At 61.6% G+C, this 21,625-nt stretch carries 18 protein-coding genes; 9 read left to right on the forward strand and 9 right to left on the reverse strand.

What is annotated here, in order from left to right; translation table 11 throughout:
- Window positions 1-4 precede the first annotated feature (4 nt).
- From BLL36_RS12550 to BLL36_RS12580, 6 genes are all read left to right on the forward strand, one after another.
- Window positions 5-1,564: an SPOR domain-containing protein gene (locus BLL36_RS12550; RefSeq protein WP_076951751.1), complete on the forward strand. Its 1,560-nt coding sequence runs from the start codon at window positions 5-7 to the stop codon at window positions 1,562-1,564.
- Window positions 1,565-1,920: 356 nt separating this feature from the next.
- A complete protein-coding gene (gene gltB / locus BLL36_RS12560; RefSeq protein WP_076951752.1) occupies window positions 1,921-6,366 on the forward strand; it encodes a glutamate synthase large subunit in 4,446 nt (1,481 codons plus the stop codon).
- A 32-nt stretch (window positions 6,367-6,398) separates the two neighbouring features.
- Entirely contained in the window at window positions 6,399-7,817 is a 1,419-nt protein-coding gene (locus BLL36_RS12565; RefSeq protein ID WP_057724416.1) for an FAD-dependent oxidoreductase, read from the forward strand.
- A gap of 244 nt (window positions 7,818-8,061) precedes the next feature.
- Window positions 8,062-9,129 carry a uroporphyrinogen decarboxylase gene (gene hemE / locus BLL36_RS12570; RefSeq protein WP_076951753.1) on the forward strand — a complete coding sequence of 356 codons (1,068 nt, stop codon included), beginning with the start codon at window positions 8,062-8,064 and terminating at the stop codon, window positions 9,127-9,129.
- Between the two features lie 134 nt (window positions 9,130-9,263).
- The gene (locus BLL36_RS12575; RefSeq protein WP_076951894.1) at window positions 9,264-9,515 is read left to right on the forward strand and encodes a helix-turn-helix transcriptional regulator; all 252 of its coding nucleotides are present in this window, start codon (window positions 9,264-9,266) and stop codon (window positions 9,513-9,515) included.
- Window positions 9,508-10,779: a type II toxin-antitoxin system HipA family toxin gene (locus BLL36_RS12580; RefSeq protein WP_076951754.1), complete on the forward strand. Its 1,272-nt coding sequence runs from the start codon at window positions 9,508-9,510 to the stop codon at window positions 10,777-10,779. The genes BLL36_RS12575 and BLL36_RS12580 overlap by 8 nt, the downstream gene beginning before the upstream one ends.
- A gap of 21 nt (window positions 10,780-10,800) precedes the next feature.
- Here the strand turns inward: BLL36_RS12580 and BLL36_RS12585 are convergent, their stop codons facing one another.
- The gene (locus BLL36_RS12585; protein ID WP_394329487.1) at window positions 10,801-12,027 is read right to left on the reverse strand and encodes an MFS transporter; all 1,227 of its coding nucleotides are present in this window, start codon (window positions 12,025-12,027) and stop codon (window positions 10,801-10,803) included.
- A 172-nt stretch (window positions 12,028-12,199) separates the two neighbouring features.
- On the opposite strand from BLL36_RS12585, the gene BLL36_RS12590 reads away from it, so the two are divergent.
- The 3 genes from BLL36_RS12590 to BLL36_RS12600 all read left to right on the forward strand — a co-directional run bounded on the left by BLL36_RS12590 (window position 12,200) and on the right by BLL36_RS12600 (window position 14,953).
- Window positions 12,200-13,093, forward strand: a complete 894-nt coding sequence (locus tag BLL36_RS12590) for a LysR family transcriptional regulator (protein WP_076951756.1) — start codon at window positions 12,200-12,202, stop codon at window positions 13,091-13,093.
- 86 nt (window positions 13,094-13,179) lie between these two features.
- The gene (locus tag BLL36_RS12595) at window positions 13,180-13,566 is read left to right on the forward strand and encodes a type II toxin-antitoxin system PemK/MazF family toxin (protein WP_076951757.1); all 387 of its coding nucleotides are present in this window, start codon (window positions 13,180-13,182) and stop codon (window positions 13,564-13,566) included.
- Window positions 13,567-14,572: 1,006 nt separating this feature from the next.
- Window positions 14,573-14,953 carry a hypothetical protein gene (locus BLL36_RS12600; RefSeq protein ID WP_130925917.1) on the forward strand — a complete coding sequence of 127 codons (381 nt, stop codon included), beginning with the start codon at window positions 14,573-14,575 and terminating at the stop codon, window positions 14,951-14,953.
- 135 nt (window positions 14,954-15,088) lie between these two features.
- On the opposite strand, the gene BLL36_RS12605 is transcribed toward BLL36_RS12600, so the two are convergent.
- The 8 genes from BLL36_RS12605 to BLL36_RS12640 are packed head-to-tail and all read right to left on the reverse strand — an operon-like array spanning window position 15,089 to window position 21,606.
- Complete coding sequence (locus BLL36_RS12605) at window positions 15,089-15,535, reverse strand: hypothetical protein (protein ID WP_076951759.1); 447 nt, start codon at window positions 15,533-15,535, stop codon at window positions 15,089-15,091.
- 26 nt (window positions 15,536-15,561) lie between these two features.
- Window positions 15,562-16,788, reverse strand: a complete 1,227-nt coding sequence (locus BLL36_RS12610; protein WP_076951760.1) for a beta-ketoacyl-ACP synthase — start codon at window positions 16,786-16,788, stop codon at window positions 15,562-15,564.
- Complete coding sequence (locus tag BLL36_RS12615; RefSeq protein WP_076951761.1) at window positions 16,788-17,516, reverse strand: 3-ketoacyl-ACP reductase FabG2; 729 nt, start codon at window positions 17,514-17,516, stop codon at window positions 16,788-16,790. The genes BLL36_RS12610 and BLL36_RS12615 overlap by 1 nt, the downstream gene beginning before the upstream one ends.
- Window positions 17,513-17,974, reverse strand: a complete 462-nt coding sequence (locus tag BLL36_RS12620; protein WP_076951762.1) for a hotdog family protein — start codon at window positions 17,972-17,974, stop codon at window positions 17,513-17,515. The genes BLL36_RS12615 and BLL36_RS12620 overlap by 4 nt, the downstream gene beginning before the upstream one ends.
- Window positions 17,971-19,137 (reverse strand): beta-ketoacyl-[acyl-carrier-protein] synthase family protein, encoded by a 1,167-nt coding sequence (locus tag BLL36_RS12625; protein WP_076951763.1) that lies wholly within the window; start codon window positions 19,135-19,137, stop codon window positions 17,971-17,973. The genes BLL36_RS12620 and BLL36_RS12625 overlap by 4 nt, the downstream gene beginning before the upstream one ends.
- Window positions 19,134-19,616 (reverse strand): hypothetical protein, encoded by a 483-nt coding sequence (locus tag BLL36_RS12630; protein ID WP_076951764.1) that lies wholly within the window; start codon window positions 19,614-19,616, stop codon window positions 19,134-19,136. The genes BLL36_RS12625 and BLL36_RS12630 overlap by 4 nt, the downstream gene beginning before the upstream one ends.
- Complete coding sequence (locus BLL36_RS12635) at window positions 19,613-20,362, reverse strand: class I SAM-dependent methyltransferase (protein ID WP_076951765.1); 750 nt, start codon at window positions 20,360-20,362, stop codon at window positions 19,613-19,615. The genes BLL36_RS12630 and BLL36_RS12635 overlap by 4 nt, the downstream gene beginning before the upstream one ends.
- The gene (locus BLL36_RS12640; protein ID WP_076951766.1) at window positions 20,359-21,606 is read right to left on the reverse strand and encodes an NAD(P)/FAD-dependent oxidoreductase; all 1,248 of its coding nucleotides are present in this window, start codon (window positions 21,604-21,606) and stop codon (window positions 20,359-20,361) included. The genes BLL36_RS12635 and BLL36_RS12640 overlap by 4 nt, the downstream gene beginning before the upstream one ends.
- Window positions 21,607-21,625: the final 19 nt, after the last annotated feature.

The following is a 21,625-nucleotide window of genomic DNA, read 5'->3' on the forward strand; positions in this document are numbered from 1 at the left end:
CCCGATGACTAGTTTGCATGCCGACGAGGCGTTCCTCGGCCATTACCAGTTAAGCCACGACCCCTTTGCTCCACGGGTGCCTGGTTTCAAATTTTTCCCGGCCCAGCGCAAACCAGTGCTCGGCCAGTTGCACCACCTCGCGCGCTACAGCCAGTTGTTGCTGGTCGTGACCGGGCCGTTGGGCAGCGGCAAGACCCTGCTGCGTCAGGCGTTGGTGGCCAGTACCAACAAGCAGTCGGTGCAGAGCGTGGTGGTCTCGGCCCGTGGCGCCGGTGATGCGGCTGGCGTGTTGCGCCAGGTTGCACAGGCGTTGGACGTGGCCACTGCCGAGCCGAATGCAATCCTCAAGCAGGTTGTGCAACTGGGCCTGACCGGCCAGGAAGTCTACCTGCTGGTGGATGACGCCGAGCAGCTCGACGAGTCCGCCCTCGAAGCGCTGCTGGCGCTGGCGGCAGGCACTCCGGAAGGCCGTCCGCATGTATTCCTGTTTGGCGAGTCGTCGTTGATCGCCGAGCTGGAGCAAATCAGCGGTGACCAGGAGTTGTTCCACGTCATCGAGCTGCAGCCGTACGAAGAGGAAGAAACCCGCGAATACCTGGCTCAACGCCTGGAAGGCGCAGGGGCGGGTATCGAACTTTTCTCCGCTCAACAGATCTCTGATATTCACGAAAGCGCAGGCGGCTGGCCTGGCACCATCAATCAGGTTGCCCGCGATGCACTGATCGAAGCCATGATTGCCAGCCGCACCGCGGTCAAGCGTCCAAAGATGGGGTTCACCATGCCTAAGAAACACGTATTGGCCATTTCCGCCGTTGTGGTGGTGGCCGTCGCCGCTGCCTGGTTGATCCCCGGCCGCAGCAAGGCACCGACGACCGCCGGCGCGCCAACCGAACAGGCGCAGTTGCCACTGGGCAAGCCCACGCCAAACGTCGAATTCGCCAACTCCGGCCAGCCGACCAACCTGCCGATGGTCGGCCAGCCGGTCATGCGCGGCCCACTCGCCGAAGAAGCCGGTGGTATCTCCGAAGGCGATGACGGCGTGCCGGTGGAAGGCTCCAGCGCCACACCGCCGACCGTGACCACCACCGCGCCGCCTGCGGGCGTGCCGGCCGGTCAACCGGCTGCCAAGCCGACCCCTGCGCCGACAGTCGCCACCGCCAAGCCTGCGCCGGTGACCAAGCCGGTCGCGCCTGCCCCTGCTGCCAAGCCGACCCCGGCCCCGGCCGCCAAGCCTGCTGAAAAACCGGCCGCCACCGTGGCCAAGGCCGGCGCCGCCGGCGGCAGCTGGTACGCCAGCCAGCCAACCGGCAACTTCGTGGTACAGATCCTTGGCACCAGCTCCGAAGCCAATGCCCAGGCGTTCGTGAAAGAGCAGGGCGGCGAGTACCGCTACTTCAAGAAAGTGCTCAACGGCAAGCCTCTCTACGTGATCACCTACGGCAACTTCGCAAGCCGTGCCGCAGCCGATTCCGCCATCAAGGCCTTGCCAGCGAAGGTTCAGGCTGGTAAACCTTGGCCTCGCACTGTTGCCAGCGTTCAACAAGAACTCGCAACTGCTCGCTGAAGATCCGGCGGCCTTACCCAGGCCGCCCTCCCGGCACCTCAAAAATACAAACCGCAAGTGCGTGCAGCTTCCTGGAAGCCGCGCGCCTTGCGGTGTCTGCGTCACAGTTGCTTTTGAGTCGTAGCGGTCAGAATTAAAAAAGTTTTGACTAGCACAGCATATCGCTTTAAACCTTTCATAAATGCGACATAGATTTGCGACATTTCGTCGCTAAATTTGTGAGCGTCTGTGTCGGTGTGTACAATGACCTCCCTTTTGCCCCCGCTAAGCCGGCGTACGTTCGGCGTGGAAGGTAACCGGTTGAATTGAAAAGAAATTTGCCTCGATATAAGAGGCAGCCTGGTGAGAAAGTGTCTATGAAAGCAGGTCTGTACCAACCCGATGAATTCAAGGATAACTGTGGTTTCGGCCTGATAGCCCACATGCAGGGCGAGCCCAGTCATACCCTTTTGCAAACGGCCATCGAGGCCCTGACCTGCATGACCCACCGCGGTGGGATCAACGCCGACGGCAAGACCGGCGACGGTTGCGGCTTGCTGATTCAAAAGCCCGACCAGTTTCTGCGCGCCGTCGCCAAAGAGCACTTTGCGGTGGACCTGCCCAAGCAGTACGCCGTGGGCATGGTGTTTTTCAACCAGGACCCGGTAAAAGCCGAGGCCGCTCGCGAGCACATGAACCGCGAAATTCTGGCCGCCGGCCTGCAACTCGTCGGCTGGCGCAAAGTGCCGATCGACACCAGCGTGCTCGGCCGCCTGGCCCTGGAGCGCCTGCCGCAGATCGAACAGGTGTTCATCGCAGGCGACGGCCTGAGCGATCAGGACATGGCGATCAAGCTGTTCACCTCCCGTCGTCGTTCGTCGGTGTCCAATGCCGCCGACACCGAACACTACATCTGCAGCTTTTCCCACAAGACCATCATTTATAAAGGCCTGATGATGCCGGCGGACCTCACCGCCTTCTATCCGGACCTGAGCGATGAGCGCCTGCAAACCGCAATCTGCGTGTTCCACCAGCGCTTTTCCACCAATACCTTGCCGAAATGGCCGCTGGCCCAGCCATTCCGCTTCCTCGCCCACAACGGCGAGATCAACACCATTACCGGCAACCGCAACTGGGCCGTGGCCCGTCGCACCAAGTTCGCCAACGACCTGATGGACCTCGAAGAGCTCGGCCCGCTGGTCAACCGCGTAGGCTCCGACTCCTCAAGCATGGACAACATGCTCGAACTGATGGTCACCGGCGGTATCGACCTGTTCCGTGGCGTGCGCATGATCATTCCGCCTGCGTGGCAGAACGTCGAGACCATGGACCCGGATCTGCGTGCGTTCTACGAGTACAACTCGATGCACATGGAGCCGTGGGACGGCCCGGCCGGCGTGGTCATGACCGACGGTCGCTACGCCGTGTGCCTGCTCGACCGTAACGGCCTGCGCCCGGCGCGCTGGGTCACCACCACCAACGGTTTCATCACCCTGGCGTCGGAAATCGGCGTGTGGAACTACCAGCCTGAAAACGTCATCGCCAAAGGCCGCGTGGGCCCTGGGCAGATACTCGCCGTGGACACCGAAACCGGGCAGATCCTCGACACCGACGCCATCGACAACCGCCTGAAGTCGCGTCACCCGTACAAGCAATGGCTGCGCAAGAACGCCCTGCGCATCCAGGCGACCATGGAAGACAACGACCACGGTTCGGCTTTCTACGACGTCGACCAGCTCAAGCAGTACATGAAGATGTATCAGGTCACGTTCGAAGAGCGCGACCAGGTGCTGCGTCCGCTCGGCGAGCAAGGCTACGAGGCGGTCGGTTCCATGGGCGATGACACGCCCATGGCCGTGCTGTCCCAGCGCGTGCGCACGCCGTACGACTATTTCCGCCAGCAGTTCGCCCAGGTGACCAACCCGCCGATCGACCCGCTGCGCGAAGCCATCGTGATGTCGTTGGAAGTGTGCCTCGGTGCCGAGCGCAACATTTTCCAGGAATCGCCTGAGCACGCTTCCCGCGTGATCCTCAGCTCGCCGGTCATTTCCCCGGCCAAGTGGCGCTCGTTGATGACCCTGGAGCGTCCAGGCTTCGAACGCCAGATCATCGACCTGAACTACGACGAGAGCCTCGGCCTGGAAGCCGCCGTGCGCAACGTCGCCGACCAGGCCGAAGAAGCCGTGCGCGCCGGTCGTACCCAGATCGTGCTGACCGACCGCCACATTGCCCCCGGCAAGCTGCCGATCCACGCCTCGCTTGCCACCGGCGCGGTACACCACCGCCTGACCGAAAAAGGCCTGCGTTGCGACTCCAACATCCTCGTGGAAACCGCCACGGCCCGCGACCCGCATCACTTCGCGGTGCTGATCGGTTTCGGCGCCTCGGCGGTCTATCCGTTCCTGGCCTACGAAGTGCTGGGTGACCTGATCCGTACCGGTGAAGTCCTGGGCGACCTCTACGAGGTGTTCAAGAACTACCGTAAGGGCATCACCAAGGGCTTGCTCAAGATCCTGTCGAAGATGGGCATCTCCACCGTTACGTCGTATCGCGGCGCTCAATTGTTCGAAGCCATCGGCCTGTCCGAAGAAGTTTGCGATTTGAGCTTTCGTGGCGTGCCAAGCCGCATCAAGGGCGCGCGTTTCGTCGACATCGAAGCCGAGCAGAAAGCCCTGGCGGCCGAAGCCTGGAGCGCGCGCAAGCCGATCCAGCAAGGCGGCCTGCTCAAGTTCGTGCACGGTGGCGAATACCACGCCTACAACCCGGACGTGGTCAGCACCCTGCAAGCCGCCGTGCAGCAGGGCGATTACGCCAAGTTCAAGCTCTACACCGCGCTGGTGGACAACCGCCCGGTGTCAATGATCCGCGACCTGTTCAAGGTGAAAACCCTGGACACACCGTTGGCGATCAGCGAAATCGAGCCGCTGGAGTCGATCCTCAAGCGCTTCGACTCTGCCGGTATCTCTTTGGGCGCCTTGTCGCCCGAGGCTCACGAAGCCCTGGCCGAAGCCATGAACCGCCTGGGTGCGCGTTCCAACTCCGGCGAAGGCGGCGAAGACCCGGCGCGCTACGGCACCATCAAGAGCTCGAAGATCAAGCAGGTTGCGACGGGCCGTTTCGGTGTGACGCCGGAATACCTGGTCAACGCCGAAGTGCTGCAGATCAAGGTGGCCCAGGGCGCCAAGCCCGGCGAAGGCGGCCAGCTGCCAGGCGGCAAGGTCAACGGCCTGATCGCCAAGCTGCGTTACGCAGTGCCGGGCGTGACTCTGATTTCACCGCCGCCGCACCATGACATCTATTCGATCGAAGACTTGTCGCAGCTGATTTTCGACCTTAAACAAGTCAACCCGCAGGCCCTGGTCTCGGTGAAACTGGTCGCGGAAGCCGGCGTGGGCACCATCGCCGCCGGTGTGGCCAAGGCCTATGCCGACCTGATCACCATCTCCGGCTACGACGGTGGTACCGGTGCCTCGCCGCTGACCTCCATCAAGTACGCCGGCGCGCCGTGGGAACTGGGCCTGGCCGAAACTCACCAGACCCTGCGCGGCAACGACCTGCGCGGCAAGGTCCGGGTGCAGACCGACGGCGGCCTGAAAACCGGCCTCGACGTGATCAAGGCCGCGATCCTCGGCGCCGAAAGCTTCGGCTTCGGCACCGCGCCGATGATCGCCCTGGGCTGCAAATACTTGCGCATCTGCCACCTGAACAACTGCGCCACCGGCGTCGCTACTCAGAACGAAAAGCTGCGCAAGGATCACTACATCGGCACCGTCGACATGGTGGTGAATTTCTTCACCTACGTCGCCGAAGAGACCCGAGAGTGGCTGGCCAAGTTGGGTGTCCGTTCGTTGGAAGAGCTGATCGGGCGTACCGATCTGCTGGAAATCCTCGAAGGCCAGACCGCCAAACAGCAGCATTTGGACCTGACGCCACTGTTGGGCAGCGATCACATCCCGGCCGACAAGCCGCAGTTCTGCCAGGTGGACCGCAACCCGCCGTTCGACAAAGGCTTGCTGGCCGAGAAGATGGTGGACATCGCAGGTTCGTCGATCAACGACGCCAGCGGTGGCGAATTCGCCCTGGATATCTGCAACTGCGACCGTTCCATCGGCGCCCGCGTCTCCGGCGAAATCGCGCGCAAGCACGGCAACCAGGGCATGGCGAAAGCGCCGATCACCTTCCGCTTCAAGGGCACTGCCGGCCAGAGCTTCGGCGTGTGGAACGCCGGCGGCCTGCACATGTACCTCGAAGGCGACGCCAACGACTACGTGGGCAAGGGCATGACCGGCGGCAAGCTGGTGATCGTTCCGCCTGCCGGCAGCGTCTACAAGAGCCAGGACAGTGCCATCATCGGCAACACCTGCTTGTACGGCGCCACCGGCGGCAAGCTGTTCGCTGCAGGCACTGCCGGTGAGCGTTTCGCCGTGCGTAACTCCGGTGCCCACACCGTGGTTGAAGGCACTGGCGATCACTGCTGCGAGTACATGACCGGTGGATTTGTCGCGGTACTGGGCAAGACCGGTTACAACTTCGGCTCGGGCATGACCGGCGGTTTCGCCTACGTGCTCGACCAGGACAACACCTTCGTCGACAAGGTCAACCACGAGTTGGTCGAGATCCAGCGGATCAGCGGCGAAGCCATGGAATCCTACCGCAACCACTTGCAGCATGTGCTGGACGAGTACGTCGAGGAAACCGGCAGCGAATGGGGGCGTAACCTCGCCGAGAACCTGGATGATTACCTGCGTCGTTTCTGGCTGGTCAAGCCCAAGGCGGCCAACCTGAAATCGTTGCTTTCCAGCATCCGTGCCAACCCGCAGTGATATGCGCCTGAAGAGTTTGATGAGGTTTTAACATGGCTGAACGTCTGAATAACGACTTCCAGTTCATCGATGTCGGGCGCAAAGATCCGAAGAAGAAACTGTTGCGTCAACGCAAGAAAGAGTTCGTGGAAATCTACGAACCCTTCAAACCCCAGCACTCGGCCGACCAGGCCCACCGCTGCCTGGGGTGCGGTAACCCGTATTGCGAATGGAAGTGCCCGGTGCACAACTTCATTCCCAACTGGCTCAAGCTGGTGGCCGAGGGCAACATCCTCGCCGCCGCCGAGCTGTCGCACCAGACCAACACCCTGCCGGAAGTCTGCGGCCGGGTGTGCCCACAGGACCGTCTGTGCGAGGGTGCGTGCACCCTTAACGACGGTTTCGGCGCGGTGACCATCGGTTCGGTGGAGAAGTACATCACCGACACCGCGTTCGCCATGGGCTGGCGTCCGGACATGTCCAAGGTCAAGCCGACCGGCAAGCGCGTCGCCATCATCGGTGCGGGCCCTGCCGGCCTGGGCTGTGCCGATGTACTGGTGCGCGGCGGCGTGACCCCGGTGGTGTTCGACAAGAACCCGGAAATCGGTGGCCTGCTGACCTTCGGCATTCCTGAGTTCAAGCTGGAAAAAACCGTACTGAGCAACCGTCGCGAAGTGTTTACCGGCATGGGTATCGAGTTCCGCCTCAATACCGAAATCGGCAAAGACATCACCATGGAACAACTGCTCGCCGAATACGACGCTGTGTTCATGGGCATGGGTACCTACACGTATATGAAGGGCGGCTTTGCCGGTGAGGACCTGCCGGGTGTGTACGACGCTTTGGATTTCCTGATCGCCAACGTCAACCGCAACCTGGGCTTTGAAAAGTCGCCGGAAGATTTCGTCGACATGAAAGGCAAGAAAGTCGTGGTGCTCGGCGGTGGCGACACCGCGATGGACTGCAACCGCACGTCGATCCGCCAGGGCGCCAAGTCGGTGACCTGTGCGTACCGTCGTGACGAAGCCAACATGCCCGGCTCGCGCAAAGAGGTGAAGAACGCCAAGGAAGAAGGCGTGAAATTCCTCTACAACCGCCAGCCGATCGCCATTGTCGGTGAAGACCGTGTCGAAGGCGTGAAGGTGGTCGAGACCCGTCTCGGCGAACCGGACGCCCGTGGCCGTCGCAGCCCCGAGCCGATCCCGGGCTCCGAAGAGATCATCCCGGCCGACGCCGTGGTCATCGCCTTCGGTTTCCGCCCAAGCCCGGCGCCGTGGTTCGAGCAGTTCCAGATCCAGACCGACAGCCAGGGCCGCGTCGTCGCCCCGGAACAAGGCCAGTACAAGCACCAGACCAGCAACCCGAAGATCTTCGCCGGTGGCGATATGGTGCGCGGTTCGGACCTGGTGGTAACGGCGATCTTCGAAGGGCGCAACGCCGCTGAAGGGATCCTGGATTACCTGCAAGTCTGATTTGAAATACGGTCAACTGTGGGAGCTGGCTTGCCTGCGATAGCGGTGTAACAGTCAATGGATGTATCGACTGGACCACCGCAATCGCAGGCAAGCCAGCTCCCACATAAACCTCATTCCACATTGAGGTTTATGAGTACAGCCATTGCGACAAATTGACCCGATAGACAAAAGGCACGGCTCACTCCGTGCCTTTTGCGTCGCGCTCTGAGAAAATGCCCGCACTTTTTTTGCGGATGCCGACATGACTGCCCTCAAGAACGACCGTTTCCTGCGTGCCCTGCTCAAGCAACCCGTGGACGTCACCCCCGTGTGGATGATGCGCCAGGCCGGTCGCTACCTGCCGGAATACCGCGCCAGCCGCGCCCACGCCGGCGACTTCATGAGCCTGTGCATGAACCCGGAGTTCGCCTGCGAAGTCACCCTGCAGCCGCTGGACCGCTACCCACAACTGGACGCGGCCATCCTCTTCTCCGATATCCTCACCATTCCTGATGCCATGGGCCAAGGCCTGTACTTCGAAACCGGCGAAGGCCCGCGTTTCAAGAAAGTGGTCAGCACCCTGGCCGACATCGAAGCCCTGCCGATCCCTGATCCGCACAAAGACCTCGGTTACGTGATGGACGCCGTGAGCACCATCCGCCGCGAACTCAATGGCCGCGTGCCGCTGATCGGTTTCTCCGGCAGCCCCTGGACCCTGGCCACCTACATGGTTGAAGGCGGCTCGTCGAAAGACTTCCGCAAGACCAAGGCCATGCTCTACGACAATCCGCAAGCCATGCACCTGCTGCTCGACAAGCTGGCACAGTCGGTCACCTCGTACCTCAATGGCCAGATCATGGCCGGCGCGCAAGCGGTGCAGATCTTCGACACCTGGGGTGGCAACCTCTCGGCGGCGGCGTACCAGGAATTCTCCCTGGCCTACATGCGCAAGATCGTCAGCGGCCTGATCCGTGAACACGAAGGCCGCAAGGTCCCGGTGATCATGTTCACCAAGGGCGGCGGCCTGTGGCTGGAAAGCATCGCCGACGCCGGTGCTGACGCACTGGGCCTGGACTGGACCTGCGACATCGGCCAAGCCCGCCAGCGCGTCGGCAACCGCGTTGCACTGCAAGGCAACATGGACCCGACCGTGCTGTACGCCAAGCCGGAAGCGATCCGCACCGAAGTCGGGCGCATCCTCGCCAGCTACGGCAAGGGCACCGGGCACGTGTTCAACCTCGGCCACGGCATCACCCCGGAAGTGAACCCGGAGCATGCCGGCGCGTTCCTGCGCGCGGTGCATGAGCTGTCGGCGCAGTATCACGAGTGATCGGCGCGCAATAGAAAACGCCCGGTTTATGCCGGGCGTTTTTGTTTGATACAGCAGACATAAGGCGCTTGCAATGTCCGTTATTACGGACATACTGATGTTTTTAGTCATTAAAGTCCGTTATGGGTGACATTATGTTACTGGTCAATCCACCCGAGTTGGGTGACAGAATCCGACAGCTGCGTCGCGCCAAAGGCTATAGCCAGGCGCAACTGGCGGAGCGGGCCAAGTGCAACCGCAAGACCATAATGGATCTTGAAGCAGGTGAAAACGTCGCGATGTACACGGTGTTCCGGGTAATTTCTGCGCTGGGAATGGCCCTGGACGTTGTCGATAAACGCATTGATCTCAAATCCCTGGCCGATCTGGTGGAGCATGATGAGTAGAGTCAAATTACTCAACGTCGTCACCCCCCATGGACATTCAGGCGAACTGTCCAAGGGCTCGCAGTTCTCGTTCGCTTATTCATCCGCCGATGCCGAGCGCGAGGCGTCGCTGGTCATGCCCTACGACCCGACCCCCTCGGTCAGTAACGTACTGCATCCAATCTTTGATATGAACGTGCCGGAGGGTTTTCTGGCCGATCAGATCAAGCGCCGGATGGCTAAGCACATGCAGGTGGATGAAATGCGCTTGCTATCGGTAATCGGCGGGAACCAGATTGGGCGTCTCACTTATCAGAACCCTGTCGAGGCCTCTGTTCCGGTACACGCTCAGGTGGGGCTTCAGCAAATACTCTCGGCAGATACTTCCCAGGGCGTATTCGAATTTTTGGTGGAGACGTATTTCGAGTCGGGTATCTCCGGTGTGCAGCCCAAGGTGCTGGTGCCTGACCTGGACAAGCTGGCTGGCAATCGCAAAACCATGCTCAGTTCTGACCTGATCGTGAAATCGGGCGCCGACGAGTATGCCCACCTGGCCCAGAACGAGTTTCTTTGCATGGAGGCTGCCCGCATTGCGGGTATGCAGACGCCACCATTCTGGCTGTCCGACTCGGGTGACCTGTTCGTCATGGAACGTTTTGACCTGACCCCGTCCGGCCGGCTTGGCTTTGAAGACATGGCCGTTCTGTTGGGGCTCAACAAAGATCCCCATGACAATTACAAGTATTCCCAGAGCTATGAAACACTCGCCGCGGTTATCAATCATGTGTGCGCGCAGGGTGATCCGTTACGTGAGCTCGAAAGGTTTTTTTCTTCGGTTTGCCTGTCGGTCATGGTGCGCAATGGTGATGCTCACCTGAAGAATTTTGGGGTGATCTATACCCATCCCGGCGCCCGCGAAACGGTGCAGCTTGCCCCTGTATTCGATGTCACCACCACGACCGTGTATGAGAATTACAATCCCAAGTCCGGTCGTTCCCTGATTGATCGCACGCTGGCAATCAAACTGAACAAGACCAAGGCGTATCCGGATCGTCAGCAACTGATGGAGTTTGGCCGAAAGCACTGTGCGGTGGAAAAGCCTGGAGTGATCATCGAGGGAATCGCAGAGGCGATGTCCGCAGCGCTCACCGCGCATCAGGCTCGCATCGACGTCGAGCTGTTTTCGGCGATGCAAACGGAGTGGGACGGGGGACGCGCCATGGCGCTCCATGACTCGGTCGGCACTGGAATGAGGCGAAAGCCCGTTGCGAAAAAACCGCTTTAAAGCGGTTTTTTTGAGCCCGCATCAGGTCGCTGTTCGCCCCAACGGCGGCAACTTCGCCAACCTCAACGCCACCAGCAACGCGCCAATCAACAACGCCACGATAAACGCCCCAATCCCGTTCCACCCGCCGAAGTGCCAGAAGAACCCGCCCGCCGTCCCGGCAATGCTCGATCCTGCGTAATAGCAGAACAGGTACAACGACGACGCCTGCCCCTTGGCTTTTACGGCGCGGCGGCCGATCCAGCTGCTGGCCACCGAGTGGGCGCCGAAGAAGCCGAAGGTGAAGACCAGCATGCCTGGCACCACCAGCCAAAGTGGGGTGAACAGGGTCATGGCCATGCCGGCGAGCATCAGCGCGATAGTGGCCCAGAGCACGCGACGGCGGCCCAGGCGGTCGGCCAGGGCGCCGATTTTCGCCGAGCTGTAGATGCCCGAGAGGTACACCAGCGACAGCAGGCCGACCACGGCTTGGCTGAGGTCATAAGGGTCAGCCAGCAGGCGGTAGCCGATGTAGTTGAACAGGGTCACGAACGCACCCATCAGCAGGAAGGCTTCGAGGAACAACCACGGCAGGCCCGCGTCCTTGAAGTGCATGACAAAGCCGTCCAGCAGGCTGCGCGGCTTGAGGCTGGTGGCGCGGAAGTTGCGCGACTGGGGCAGGATTTTCCAGAACACCGTGGCGGCGACCAGCGCCAAGGCGCCGATGATCAGCATTGCGGTGTGCCAGCTGACGAAGTCGATCAGTACGCCGATGATCAGGCGTCCACTCATGCCGCCAATCGCGTTGCCACCGATGTAGAGGCCCATGGCCAGGCCGATGTGCTGCGGGTGAATTTCTTCGCTCAAGTAGGTCATGGCCACGGCGGCCAGCCCGCTCAGCGACAGGCCCACCAGCGCACGCATCAGCAGGATGCCTTCCCAATTGGGCATCAAGCCGCTGGCAATGGTCGCCAGTGCCGCGCAGAACAATGCGCAGACCATCACCGGCTTGCGTCCTAGCCGGTCGGAAATCGGCCCGGTGATCAGCAAGCCGAACGCGAGCATCGCGGTAGCCACAGACAGGATCAGGCTGCTCTGCGCCGCATTGATGGAAAATTCATGGGACAACGCCGGCATCATCGGCTGCACGCAATACAGCAGGGCGAAGGTGGCAAAACCGCCGCAGAACAGCGCCAGCACCGTGCGCATGAACATCGGCGTGCCTTTTTCGATATACGCGTCATTGAGCTGGGCCACCACTTCATCCAGTGCGGTGGGTGGGCGTTCTTGAGCGAGTGGAGCGACAGCAGCTTTCACGGGTACCTCGGGGCATAAGAGCTTGCCAGGAGCGGCAATGCAAAAAAGAATATAGCTGGCTAATGATTCTTTCCAATATATTGTTCGACCTGTTTGATAGCTTTAACGACCTAATGAGGTGTGCATGGAATTGCGTCACTTGCGGTATTTCATCGCGGTTGCCGAAGAGCTGCATTTCGGCCGCGCCGCGCAGGTGCTGGGCATCTCGCAGCCGCCGCTGAGCCAGCAGATCCAGGCGCTGGAACAGCAAGTGGGTGCGCGGTTGTTTGAGCGTACCAATCGTCGGGTCGAGCTGAGCGAAGCGGGCCGGCTATTCCTGCACGAGGCACGGCTGGTGCTGGCCCAGGTCGACAAGGCGGCGGATGTGGCGCGTCGTGCGCAGCTGGGTGAGCTGGGCGAGTTGAAGATCGGCTTCACCTCATCGGCGCCATTCAATGCCAGCATTCCCCAGGCGATCTTCGCGTTTCGCCAGGCGTTCCCGGCGGTGCACCTCAATCTTCAGGAGATGAGCAGCACGGAAGTGGCCGAGTCGCTGGTGGATGAGTCGATCCAGGTGGGGCTGATGCGACCGCTGCCGTTGCCGGACTCGCTGAGCGTGGTCGAGCTGATGCGCGAGCCGCTGGTAGCCGTGTTGAATGCCGACCACCCGCTGGCAGAGGGCAGCGAGCGTGGCGTGCACCTGGCGCAACTGGCGCAGGAACCGTTCGTGTTTTTCCCGCGCGCCTACGGCAGCGGCCTGTATGCGCAGTTGCTCAGCCTGTGCCGTGACGCCGGCTTCAGCCCCCACATCGCCCAGGAGGCGGGGGAGGCGATGACCATCATCGGTCTGGTGGCGGCGGGATTGGGCGTATCGGTATTGCCGGCGTCATACCAACGCATCCGGATCGATGGCGTGGTGTATCGCACGCTGCTGGACCCCGAGGCGGTGACAGCGGTGTGGCTGGTGCAACGCAAGGGCGCGCAGACGCCGATGGCGAAGGCGTTTGTGGAGTTGTTGACGCGTAAGGCAGTGCTGTAGCGCGGACACATATCAGGTAACGCAACCGGCTTAGTTATTCGCCGAAAAGTTACGCAGAATCGCTTTTTCTCAAGCGAGTGATATGGATGGCACTTCTCTATCAGCCCAAGGCGGGCAGCGTGTTGATGTGTGATTTTCGAGGCTATGAGGTCCCGGAAATCATAAAGATCCGACCGGTCATCGTGGTACGCAAGCACCGAACCAATAAGTTGCTGGTGACGGTTGTGCCACTGAGCACCACTGCGCCGCAGACGGTCTTGGAGCACCACTTGCAACTCGATAGCCATCTTCAAGGAGCAAGCCCTGTCTGCTGGGCAAAATGTGACATTGTGGCGACTGTCAGCCTGGGCAGGCTCGACCGGATCAAAAGCAAAGATCGTCACGGCAAACGAACTTACAAAATCGCTGAACTCACCTATGATCAATTCTTAGCAATAAAGGCGGCGGTGCGCAGTGCGCTGGGGCTGCATTGAGGGATGAACGGCATTTTGCCACGGGTTGCCGTTAAGCTGTTTTCAGGCATACTGCCCACGTTCCCGAAAGGGGCTTGTGAGACTCTGAGGATCCTGGGCAACCAGCCATCGCAGAGCCGGGCAGGACGAGGCGATGACAAGCCAACCTGTTTGTGAAGAGGGCGCCGAGAGGCGCCCTTTGTCGTTTCTGAATCCTGAGTGCCTCAGTCTTACTTGATAGTCCCGGTCTGCTCAACAACTGCGCCGCCGACCCCGCCTCACCACTCACACCATTGCTGCGCAAGCCAGCCCTGATGTCGCTATTCAGATTATTCACCCAGCGTTTGTAGTTGCGATGGTAAGGAAGACATTCCGTATTCTCCAATCGATTAAAAAGTCAGGCCAGCGGCGGAAGATCAGCGAGGTGTTGACGCCGCCAAAGACAAAGATGTTGTTCATCACGTAGTCGTGGTGCATCTCGCGAAACTCACCTCCCGATCGTTCCCACGCTCCGCGTGGTAATGCATCCCGTGACGCTCCGCGTCACCTACTCGCAGGGCATGAGCCTTGCACCCACGGCGGGACGCAGCGCGTTCCTGGCGACGTTATCGCGCGCAGCCTGGGAACGATCCACTGGACCCCGAGGCGCTGACGGCGGTGTGGCCGGTGCAACGCAAGGGCGAGCAGACTCCGATGGTTCAGGCGTTCGTGGATTTGTTGACGCGTAAGGCGGTGGAGTAGCAGAGCGGGGGCCTTTCTTTATAGCCAAGTATTCTTGATAACTGTCAGTTGTTACAGGTGTTCGAGATGGAGTCAGTGGTTACCTTATTGCAATTGCAATTCGGACTCCTTGTTAACCAGCGCGTCAGAGACAGAGAGGTTAAAGATGGTCATTACACCAAGTCCACCAAGTCCACCATTTGGGCCTGCTGGAACCACCATGGTAGATGCTTTCGATCCTCTGGCTTTCCCGCCCCTTCCTCCGTCCCCTCCAGCTCCCGCTCCTGGCTGGCCCTGGATGAGGAGCGTGGCGCCGACGCTAACGCAACCGATGGGACCAAACTACTTTGAACTGGCCTATCTTCTACCTCGGAGCACTCGAATCGACGATGTGCTGGAGTATTTACTGATTGACGTGCTTTTTCCCTTCCCCATATCGATTGCTCGCTTTGTGCTTGATGACTACACGATTTTTAACGCGCTGCGACGAAACGCAGGTGTTGTCCGGTGGGGTGAAAGAAGCGTGCGCAGCCTGGTCACCCAGGGTGTTACACCGGGCACCTATGACCTGCAATGTGTTCAGTACGGCATTCCTATGCCCTCCCCACCTTGGCCGTTTCCGCCAGGCCCACAGACGCCGCTTCAGACGGTCGCCGTCAGCTTCGTCAACACTTATGTGATTACCTGACGGGAAGAACCTGCAGAAGCGAGCGTACCCGTGAAAAACGCAAGGCAGGCAGTTGGTCTTGAGAGGGGCGCTTATGATGATCGGGAGCACCACAGAGGACCGTTCACAGACATCAGTCAGTGTGACGACTGCGTTCTACTTGGTACTGCCCGTCTGCTCAAACAACTGCGCCGCCGACCCCGCCTCTCCACTCACACCATTGCTGCGCAAGCCCGCCATGATGTCGCGATCCAGGTTGTTCACCCAGCGGTTGTAGTTGCGATGGATCTTGCCGTCCTTGTAGCCCAGCTCGCGGCTGTCGCGGTAGGTGATGGCGTAGCTGTTGCGGGTGTAGCGGATGTCGATGGCGGCGTAATACTGGTTGCGCACATTGATCTCGGCCTGCACCAGTTGCGGGCTCAACCGCTGCACCGTCCAATTGCGTGTTTGCAGGGCGTTGACGATCACCGTTTTCATTTTTTCTTCACTGACCTGAGCGTTGGCCGGCAGGTCGTGCTGGGTATTGAGGATCGGTTTGCTGGTGCAACCGGCTGTGGTCAGCAGGGCCAGGGTGATCAGGGTCGCGCGTAGCAAGGAAGACATTCCGTTTTCTCCAATCGATTAAAAAGTCAGGACCAGCGGCGGAAGATCAGCGAGGTGTTGACGCCGCCGAAGGCAAAGTTGTTGTTCATCACGTAGTCGTGGTGCATCTCGCGGAATTCACCTTGCACGTAGTCCAGTTCGCCGCATTGCGGGTCGACCGAATCCAGGTTGAAGGTGTGCACGTACTGGTTGCGGTTCATCATCTCGATGCTGAACCACGACTCCAGCGCACCGCAGGCGCCCAAGGTATGGCCCAGAAAGCTCTTCTGCGAACTGATCGGCATGCGGCTGCCGAACAGGCTGCTGGTGGCCAGCGTTTCGGCGATATCGCCCTGGTCGGTGGCGGTGCCATGACCATTCACGTAGCCGATTGCGCCAGGCTCAAGCCCGGCATCTTCCAGGGCCAGCTCCATCGCGCGGCGCATGGTTTTCTGTTCCGGACGCGTGGTGTGCTGGCCGTCGGCGTTGCTGCCGAAGCCGACCAGCTCGGCGTGGATATGCGCACCGCGCGCCAGGGCGTGTTCCAGTTCTTCGAGCACCAGCATGCCGCCGCCTTCGCCGATCACCAGGCCATCGCGGCCGCTGTCATAGGGGCGTGGGCTGGTTTGCGGGGCATCGTTCTTCAGGCTGGTGGCGTAGAGCGCGTCGAACACCATGGCTTCGGTAGGGCACAGCTCTTCGGCGCCACCGGCCAGCATCAACGGCAGGCGGCCGAACTTGATCGCTTCATAGGCATAGCCGATGCCCTGGCTGCCGCTGGTGCAGGCGCTGGACGTGGGGATCAGCCGCCCGGTGAGCCCGAAAAAGATGCTGATATTCGCCGCCGTGGTGTGCGGCATCATGCGCACATAGGAGTTGGCATTCAGCCCCTCGGCCACCGAATTGAGCAACATGTTGCCGAACGCCTTGATCTCGTCGGTGCTGCCGGTGGACGAGCCGCAGGCCACGCCCATGCGTCCGTCCTTGATCGACTCGTCGCCGAGCAGGCCGGCGTCCTGTAACGCCTGTTCAGCCGCCCACACCGCCAGGCGTGAGACGCGGCCCATGCTGCGCAGTTGCTTGCGCGTCCAATGGGCGGGCACGACAAAGTCGTCGATCGGCCCGGCCAGGCGCGTGTTCAATTCGGTAAAACGGTCCCACTCGTCCATGCGCCGGATGCCGCTGCGGTTGGCGCGGAAGTTGGCGCAAATGGTGTCCCAATCACCGCCCAGGGAGGTCATGCCGGCCATGCCGGTGACGACGACGCGCTTCATCAGCACAATCCCCCGTTCACCGCCAAGACCTGGCGCGTGATATAGCCCGCCTCGGCCGACATCAGGAAATTCACCGCGCCCGCCACTTCTTCCGGGGTGCCCATGCGTTGTGCCGGGATCATTTTCATCAACTCTTCGACCGGCACGTTTTCATCCAGCATGGCGGTGTCGATCAGGCCGGGGGCGACGCAGTTGACGGTGATCTTGCGCTTGCCCAACTCGATGGCCAGGGCCTTGGCCGCGCCGATCAGGCCGGCTTTCGAGGCGCTGTAGTTGACCTGGCCGCGATTGCCGATCAACCCGGAAACCGAGGTGATACACACGATGCGCCCGGCCGCCCTGCGACGAATCATCGGCATCATCACCGGGTGCAGCACGTTATAGAAACCGTCGAGATTGGTGCGCATCACCACGTCCCAGTCATCTTCGGACAAGGCCGGGAAGGCACCGTCACGGGTCAGGCCGGCGTTGAGCACCACGCCGTAATAGGCGCCATGTTGCTCCACATCGGCCTCAAGAATTTGCCTGCACAGCGCGCGATCCGCCACGTCGAATTGCAGTACCCGCGCCTGGCGGCCCAACGCTTGAACCTCGGCTTGCACCGCGTCAGCTTCGGCACGGCCACTGCGGCAGTGCAGCACGATGTCATGCCCGGCCTGGGCCAGGCGCAGCGCGATGGCGCGGCCGATGCCACGGCTGGAGCCGGTGACCAGTACGGATTCAGTCATGACGTTTCGTCCTTCGATTCAGCTAAATAGTTGGCCGCCTGGGGCGGTCGAAATACATTCAAGCGGGCGCTGGCCTGGATACCGTTGCCGGTCAGGTGGCATTCGAACACACCCATGCCGTTGTCGTCTTCCAGGGAACGCAGGCCGTGGATCGTCAGTTCGGCGCCGGCGGGAAAGTGCTCCACGTTGCACTCGAATTTACGTGTCCCGAGCAGGAAGCCCAGTTCCACGGCTTCGCCTTTCTGGCGCGCGCGGCAACCGGCATAGGCGGCGACGCTTTGCGCCATCAATTCGATGCCGACCCAGGCCGGCAGGCTGCCGTCCGCGCGGTTGAACAGGCCGCCGGGCTGGACGGTGGTTCGGGTATGGATCTGCTCCTCGTCAAACGACAGTACCTGGTCGATGAGGATCATGTCGCCGGCATGGGGCAGCAGTTCGGCGAGTGGCCAATTGATCATGGGGCCTCTGCGATAATCAGGCTGACATTGTTGCCGCCGAAGGCAAACGAGTTGCTCATCAGGCAGCGTTTTTCCAGGCCGGCTCCAGCCTGCGCCCACTGCAAGGCAGGCAGCAGCGGGTCGGCCTGGCCGTCCCAGACATGCGGCGGCACGCGGTTGTGAACCAGGCTCAACCAGCAGAACGCCGCTTCCAGCGCGCCGGCTGCGCCCAGGGTATGGCCGCTCATGGGTTTGGTCGACGAGCAAGCCACGCCTTGCGGGAACAGGCTGGCGACGGCCAGGCTTTCCATGGCGTCGTTATGCTGGGTGGCGGTGCCGTGCAGGTTCAGGTAGCCGATCGCTTCGGGCTGCAGCCTGGCACTGGCGAGCGCCTTGCGCATCGACTGCAACGCACCCTTGCCGGTGGGTTCAGGCGCGGAGATATGGTGCGCATCGCAACTGGCGCCGCTGCCCAGCAGGGCGATGGGCGCGGGCTCCTTGGTCATCAGGAACAGCACGGCCGCCTCGCCGATGTTAATGCCGTCGCGGTTCACCGAAAACGGGTTGCAGCGCTGGTTCGACACGGCTTCCAATGCGCTGAAGCCATTGAGGGTGAGCTTGCACAGGCTGTCGACCCCGCCGCAAATGACCGCATCGCACAGGCCCAGGTCCAACAGGCGTTGGGCGCTCATCAGCGCGCGGGCGCTGGAGGTGCAGGCCGTGGAGATTACATAGGCCGGGCCGCTCAGTTGTAGCCAGTCCGCCAGGAAGTTGGCCGGGGCGCTGAGTTCCTGTTGCTGGTAGTCGTAGTCGCCTGGGAACCGGTGTTCCCGCAGGTACTGGGCCATCCCGCGACTGGCTTCGTCGATGCCCGACGTACTGGTACCGAGCACGACGCCGACCCGTGAAGCGCCGTAAGTCTGGATGGCGCGGCGGATCTCACCCTCGATCTGCAACGCCGCTTCCAGCAGCAGTTGGTTATTGCGGCTGCGTTGCTGGCCCAATTGCGCCGGGATGGCCGCCAATTCGCCGTGCACACCGGCAACCGGCAACTCGCGCTCCGGCACCCAACCGCTCTCGGCGCGCATGCCCGAGCAGTCACCGGCAAACAGGCGGCGGCTGACTTCAGCCTGGCCACGGCCAAGGGCGCAGATGATGCCCAGGGCGTTGAGGTAGGCGGTCATCGCGCAGCACCGAGCGGCGTGACGCGGTAGCTCAACGGCTGCCCGGTCATGTTCACGCTGAAGACTTCGGAAGACTGATACACGATCTGCCAATGGCCCGGCAGGGTGCGCGTCAAGTCCCTGGCCTGGGCGCTGGGATACAGCGCGCGCACGTCATCGGCCGAGGTCAACGCAAACAGCAACGCCGCAAACAGCTCGCGCGCCTGGGGGTTGGGCGGCAGCAGGCCATCGGCCTGCCACTGGCCATCGATCAGTTTTTGCCGGGCCTGGGGGATGCCCAGCGGGTCCATCATCGACCAGCGAATGCCGCCGCCTTCGCGCTGGATCACCAGCAGCCAGTCCTGGCTTTGGCCGCCGGCCAGGCGTTGCACGTGCAGTTGCAGCGGCAACGCCAGGGCTGGGGTTTTGCCGGGCAGCGGTGGCTGGCTGGCGCAGGCGCTCAGCAGCATCAGGCAGCCGATCAACAGCATGCGCATCATGGCGCGGCACTCGCCAAAGGTTTGCGTGCCACGCAGTTGACCAGGGTCTCTTCGCGCTGGCCCACCGGTGGCGCCTTGCGCAGGCCCCAGCGTTCCAACAGGCCGAAGTCGCTGGAGCGGCTCCACCACAGATACGGGTACGAGACGTTCTGCGTGCCGAATTCAAAGCCCTGCTCGCGGAGCATCTGCAAGTATTGCTCGGCGCTTTTCTGCACGTGCATCGGGTGGCGGAACAGCCAACGGATCACCCAGGTATCGATATAGGCTTCGGTGGACTCGGCAAACAGCAAGTAACCCCCCGGCTTGAGCACACGGTAGAACTCCTTGAGTGCGCGATGCTGTTCAACCAGATGGTGGAAGGTCTGGTGGCAGAACAGGATATCGACACTGGCGTCCGGCACTTGCAACGTGGCGCAGTCGCTGCCGATCAACTCGACGGCCAGGCCCTGGCGCGCGGCTTCTTCGCGGCTCAACTCCAGGCTGTGCAGATCGGCGTCCAGGCCGATCAGCCGCCCTGGCGCGAACACTTGATGCAACAGCGTGAAGGATTTGCCCTGGCCGCAACCGGCGTCCAGCAGCACCGGCGCCTGGGGCAGCGGCTCGGTAAACAGGCTGCGCAGGTCATTGATCGCTACGCGCAACACGCGGTGCTGCCAGGTGTGGCTGCGCAGGAACCAGAAGCCGAACCGGGTTTCTTCGACGTAGTTGCTGCTCAAGCAGGTTTTTTCCAGCGGCGCGCTGCTCATACCGGCTCACTCGCACAGATTTCTGACAACATCCGCAACCGTCGCTTGGGCTCGCTCACGAACGGGTTGCGCTCATCCCATGCGTACCCGGCAAGGATCGCGCTGATCATGCGCCGAATCTCCGGCGAGCTGCCGGGATGGAAAATCACATCCTGGAAGGTTCCGGCGTACCAGCCCTCGACGTAGCAGCGGAAGGTTTCGACGCCGCGCTTCAAGGGCTCGGCGAACTCGGTTTGCCAGTCCACGGTTTCGCCTTTGAGCTGACGATGCAACACGCCGGCCGCCATGCTCGCCGAGCGCATGGCAATGGTCACGCCGGACGAAAACACCGGGTCGAGAAATTCCGCGGCGTTGCCCAGCAGCGCAAAACCCGGGCCGTGCAGGGTTTTGACATTGGCCGCGTAGCCGCCGATGGTCCGCGCCGGGGTATCCCACACGGCGTTGTCCAGCACGCCGGACAGGCTTGGGGTTTCGTCGATAAAACTGCGCAGGCAGGCGTCGAGGTCAGTGTCACGGCCTTCGAAATGCGCCTTGGCCGCGACCACGCCGACCGAGCAGCGGCCGTTACTGAACGGAATGGTCCAGAACCAGATATCGCGCTGGGTCGGGTGAGTCGTGACCAGGATCTTGGTGCGGTCGAAGCCTGGGTGTTCGATCCGGTCTTCAACGTGGGTGAACACCGCCTGGCGCACCGGGAAGTCCGACGGCACGTCCAGGTCGAGCAGGCGCGGCAGCACACGGCCGTAGCCGCTGGCGTCGAGCACGAATTTGGCCTTGAGATGGTACTCGCTGCCGTTCTCACGGCGAACGTGCAGGTAGCGGCACTCGCCCTTGAAATCGACGCCGACGATGGTTTCGCCGTAGCGAATCTCCACGCCCTGCAGCGCGGCCTGATCGGCCAGCAACTTGTCGAACTCGCCACGCTGCACCTGGAAGGTGGTGGGCTTGCCGTGGCTGAAGGTGTCGCCGAAATCAAACGCGCTGTAGCGCTCGCCCCAGGCGAACGCGGCGCCGGTTTTCAGTTGGAAACCCGCGGCCTGCACGGCCTCGAGCATGCCGGCTTCTTCGATAAAGTCGATGCAGTGGGACAGCAGGCTTTCGCCAATCGAGAACCGTGGGAAATGCTGGCGCTCGATGATCAATACATCATGCCCCTTGCGCTTGAGCAGCGCGGCGGCGATGGCCCCGGATGGACCGGCACCGATCACCACCACCTGGCGACGTTCCATTTCAACTGTGGGCACGAGGGCTCCTTGCCGTTCT

Source organism: Pseudomonas cedrina subsp. cedrina (genome assembly GCF_001983175.1).
GTDB lineage: Bacteria > Pseudomonadota > Gammaproteobacteria > Pseudomonadales > Pseudomonadaceae > Aquipseudomonas > Aquipseudomonas cedrina.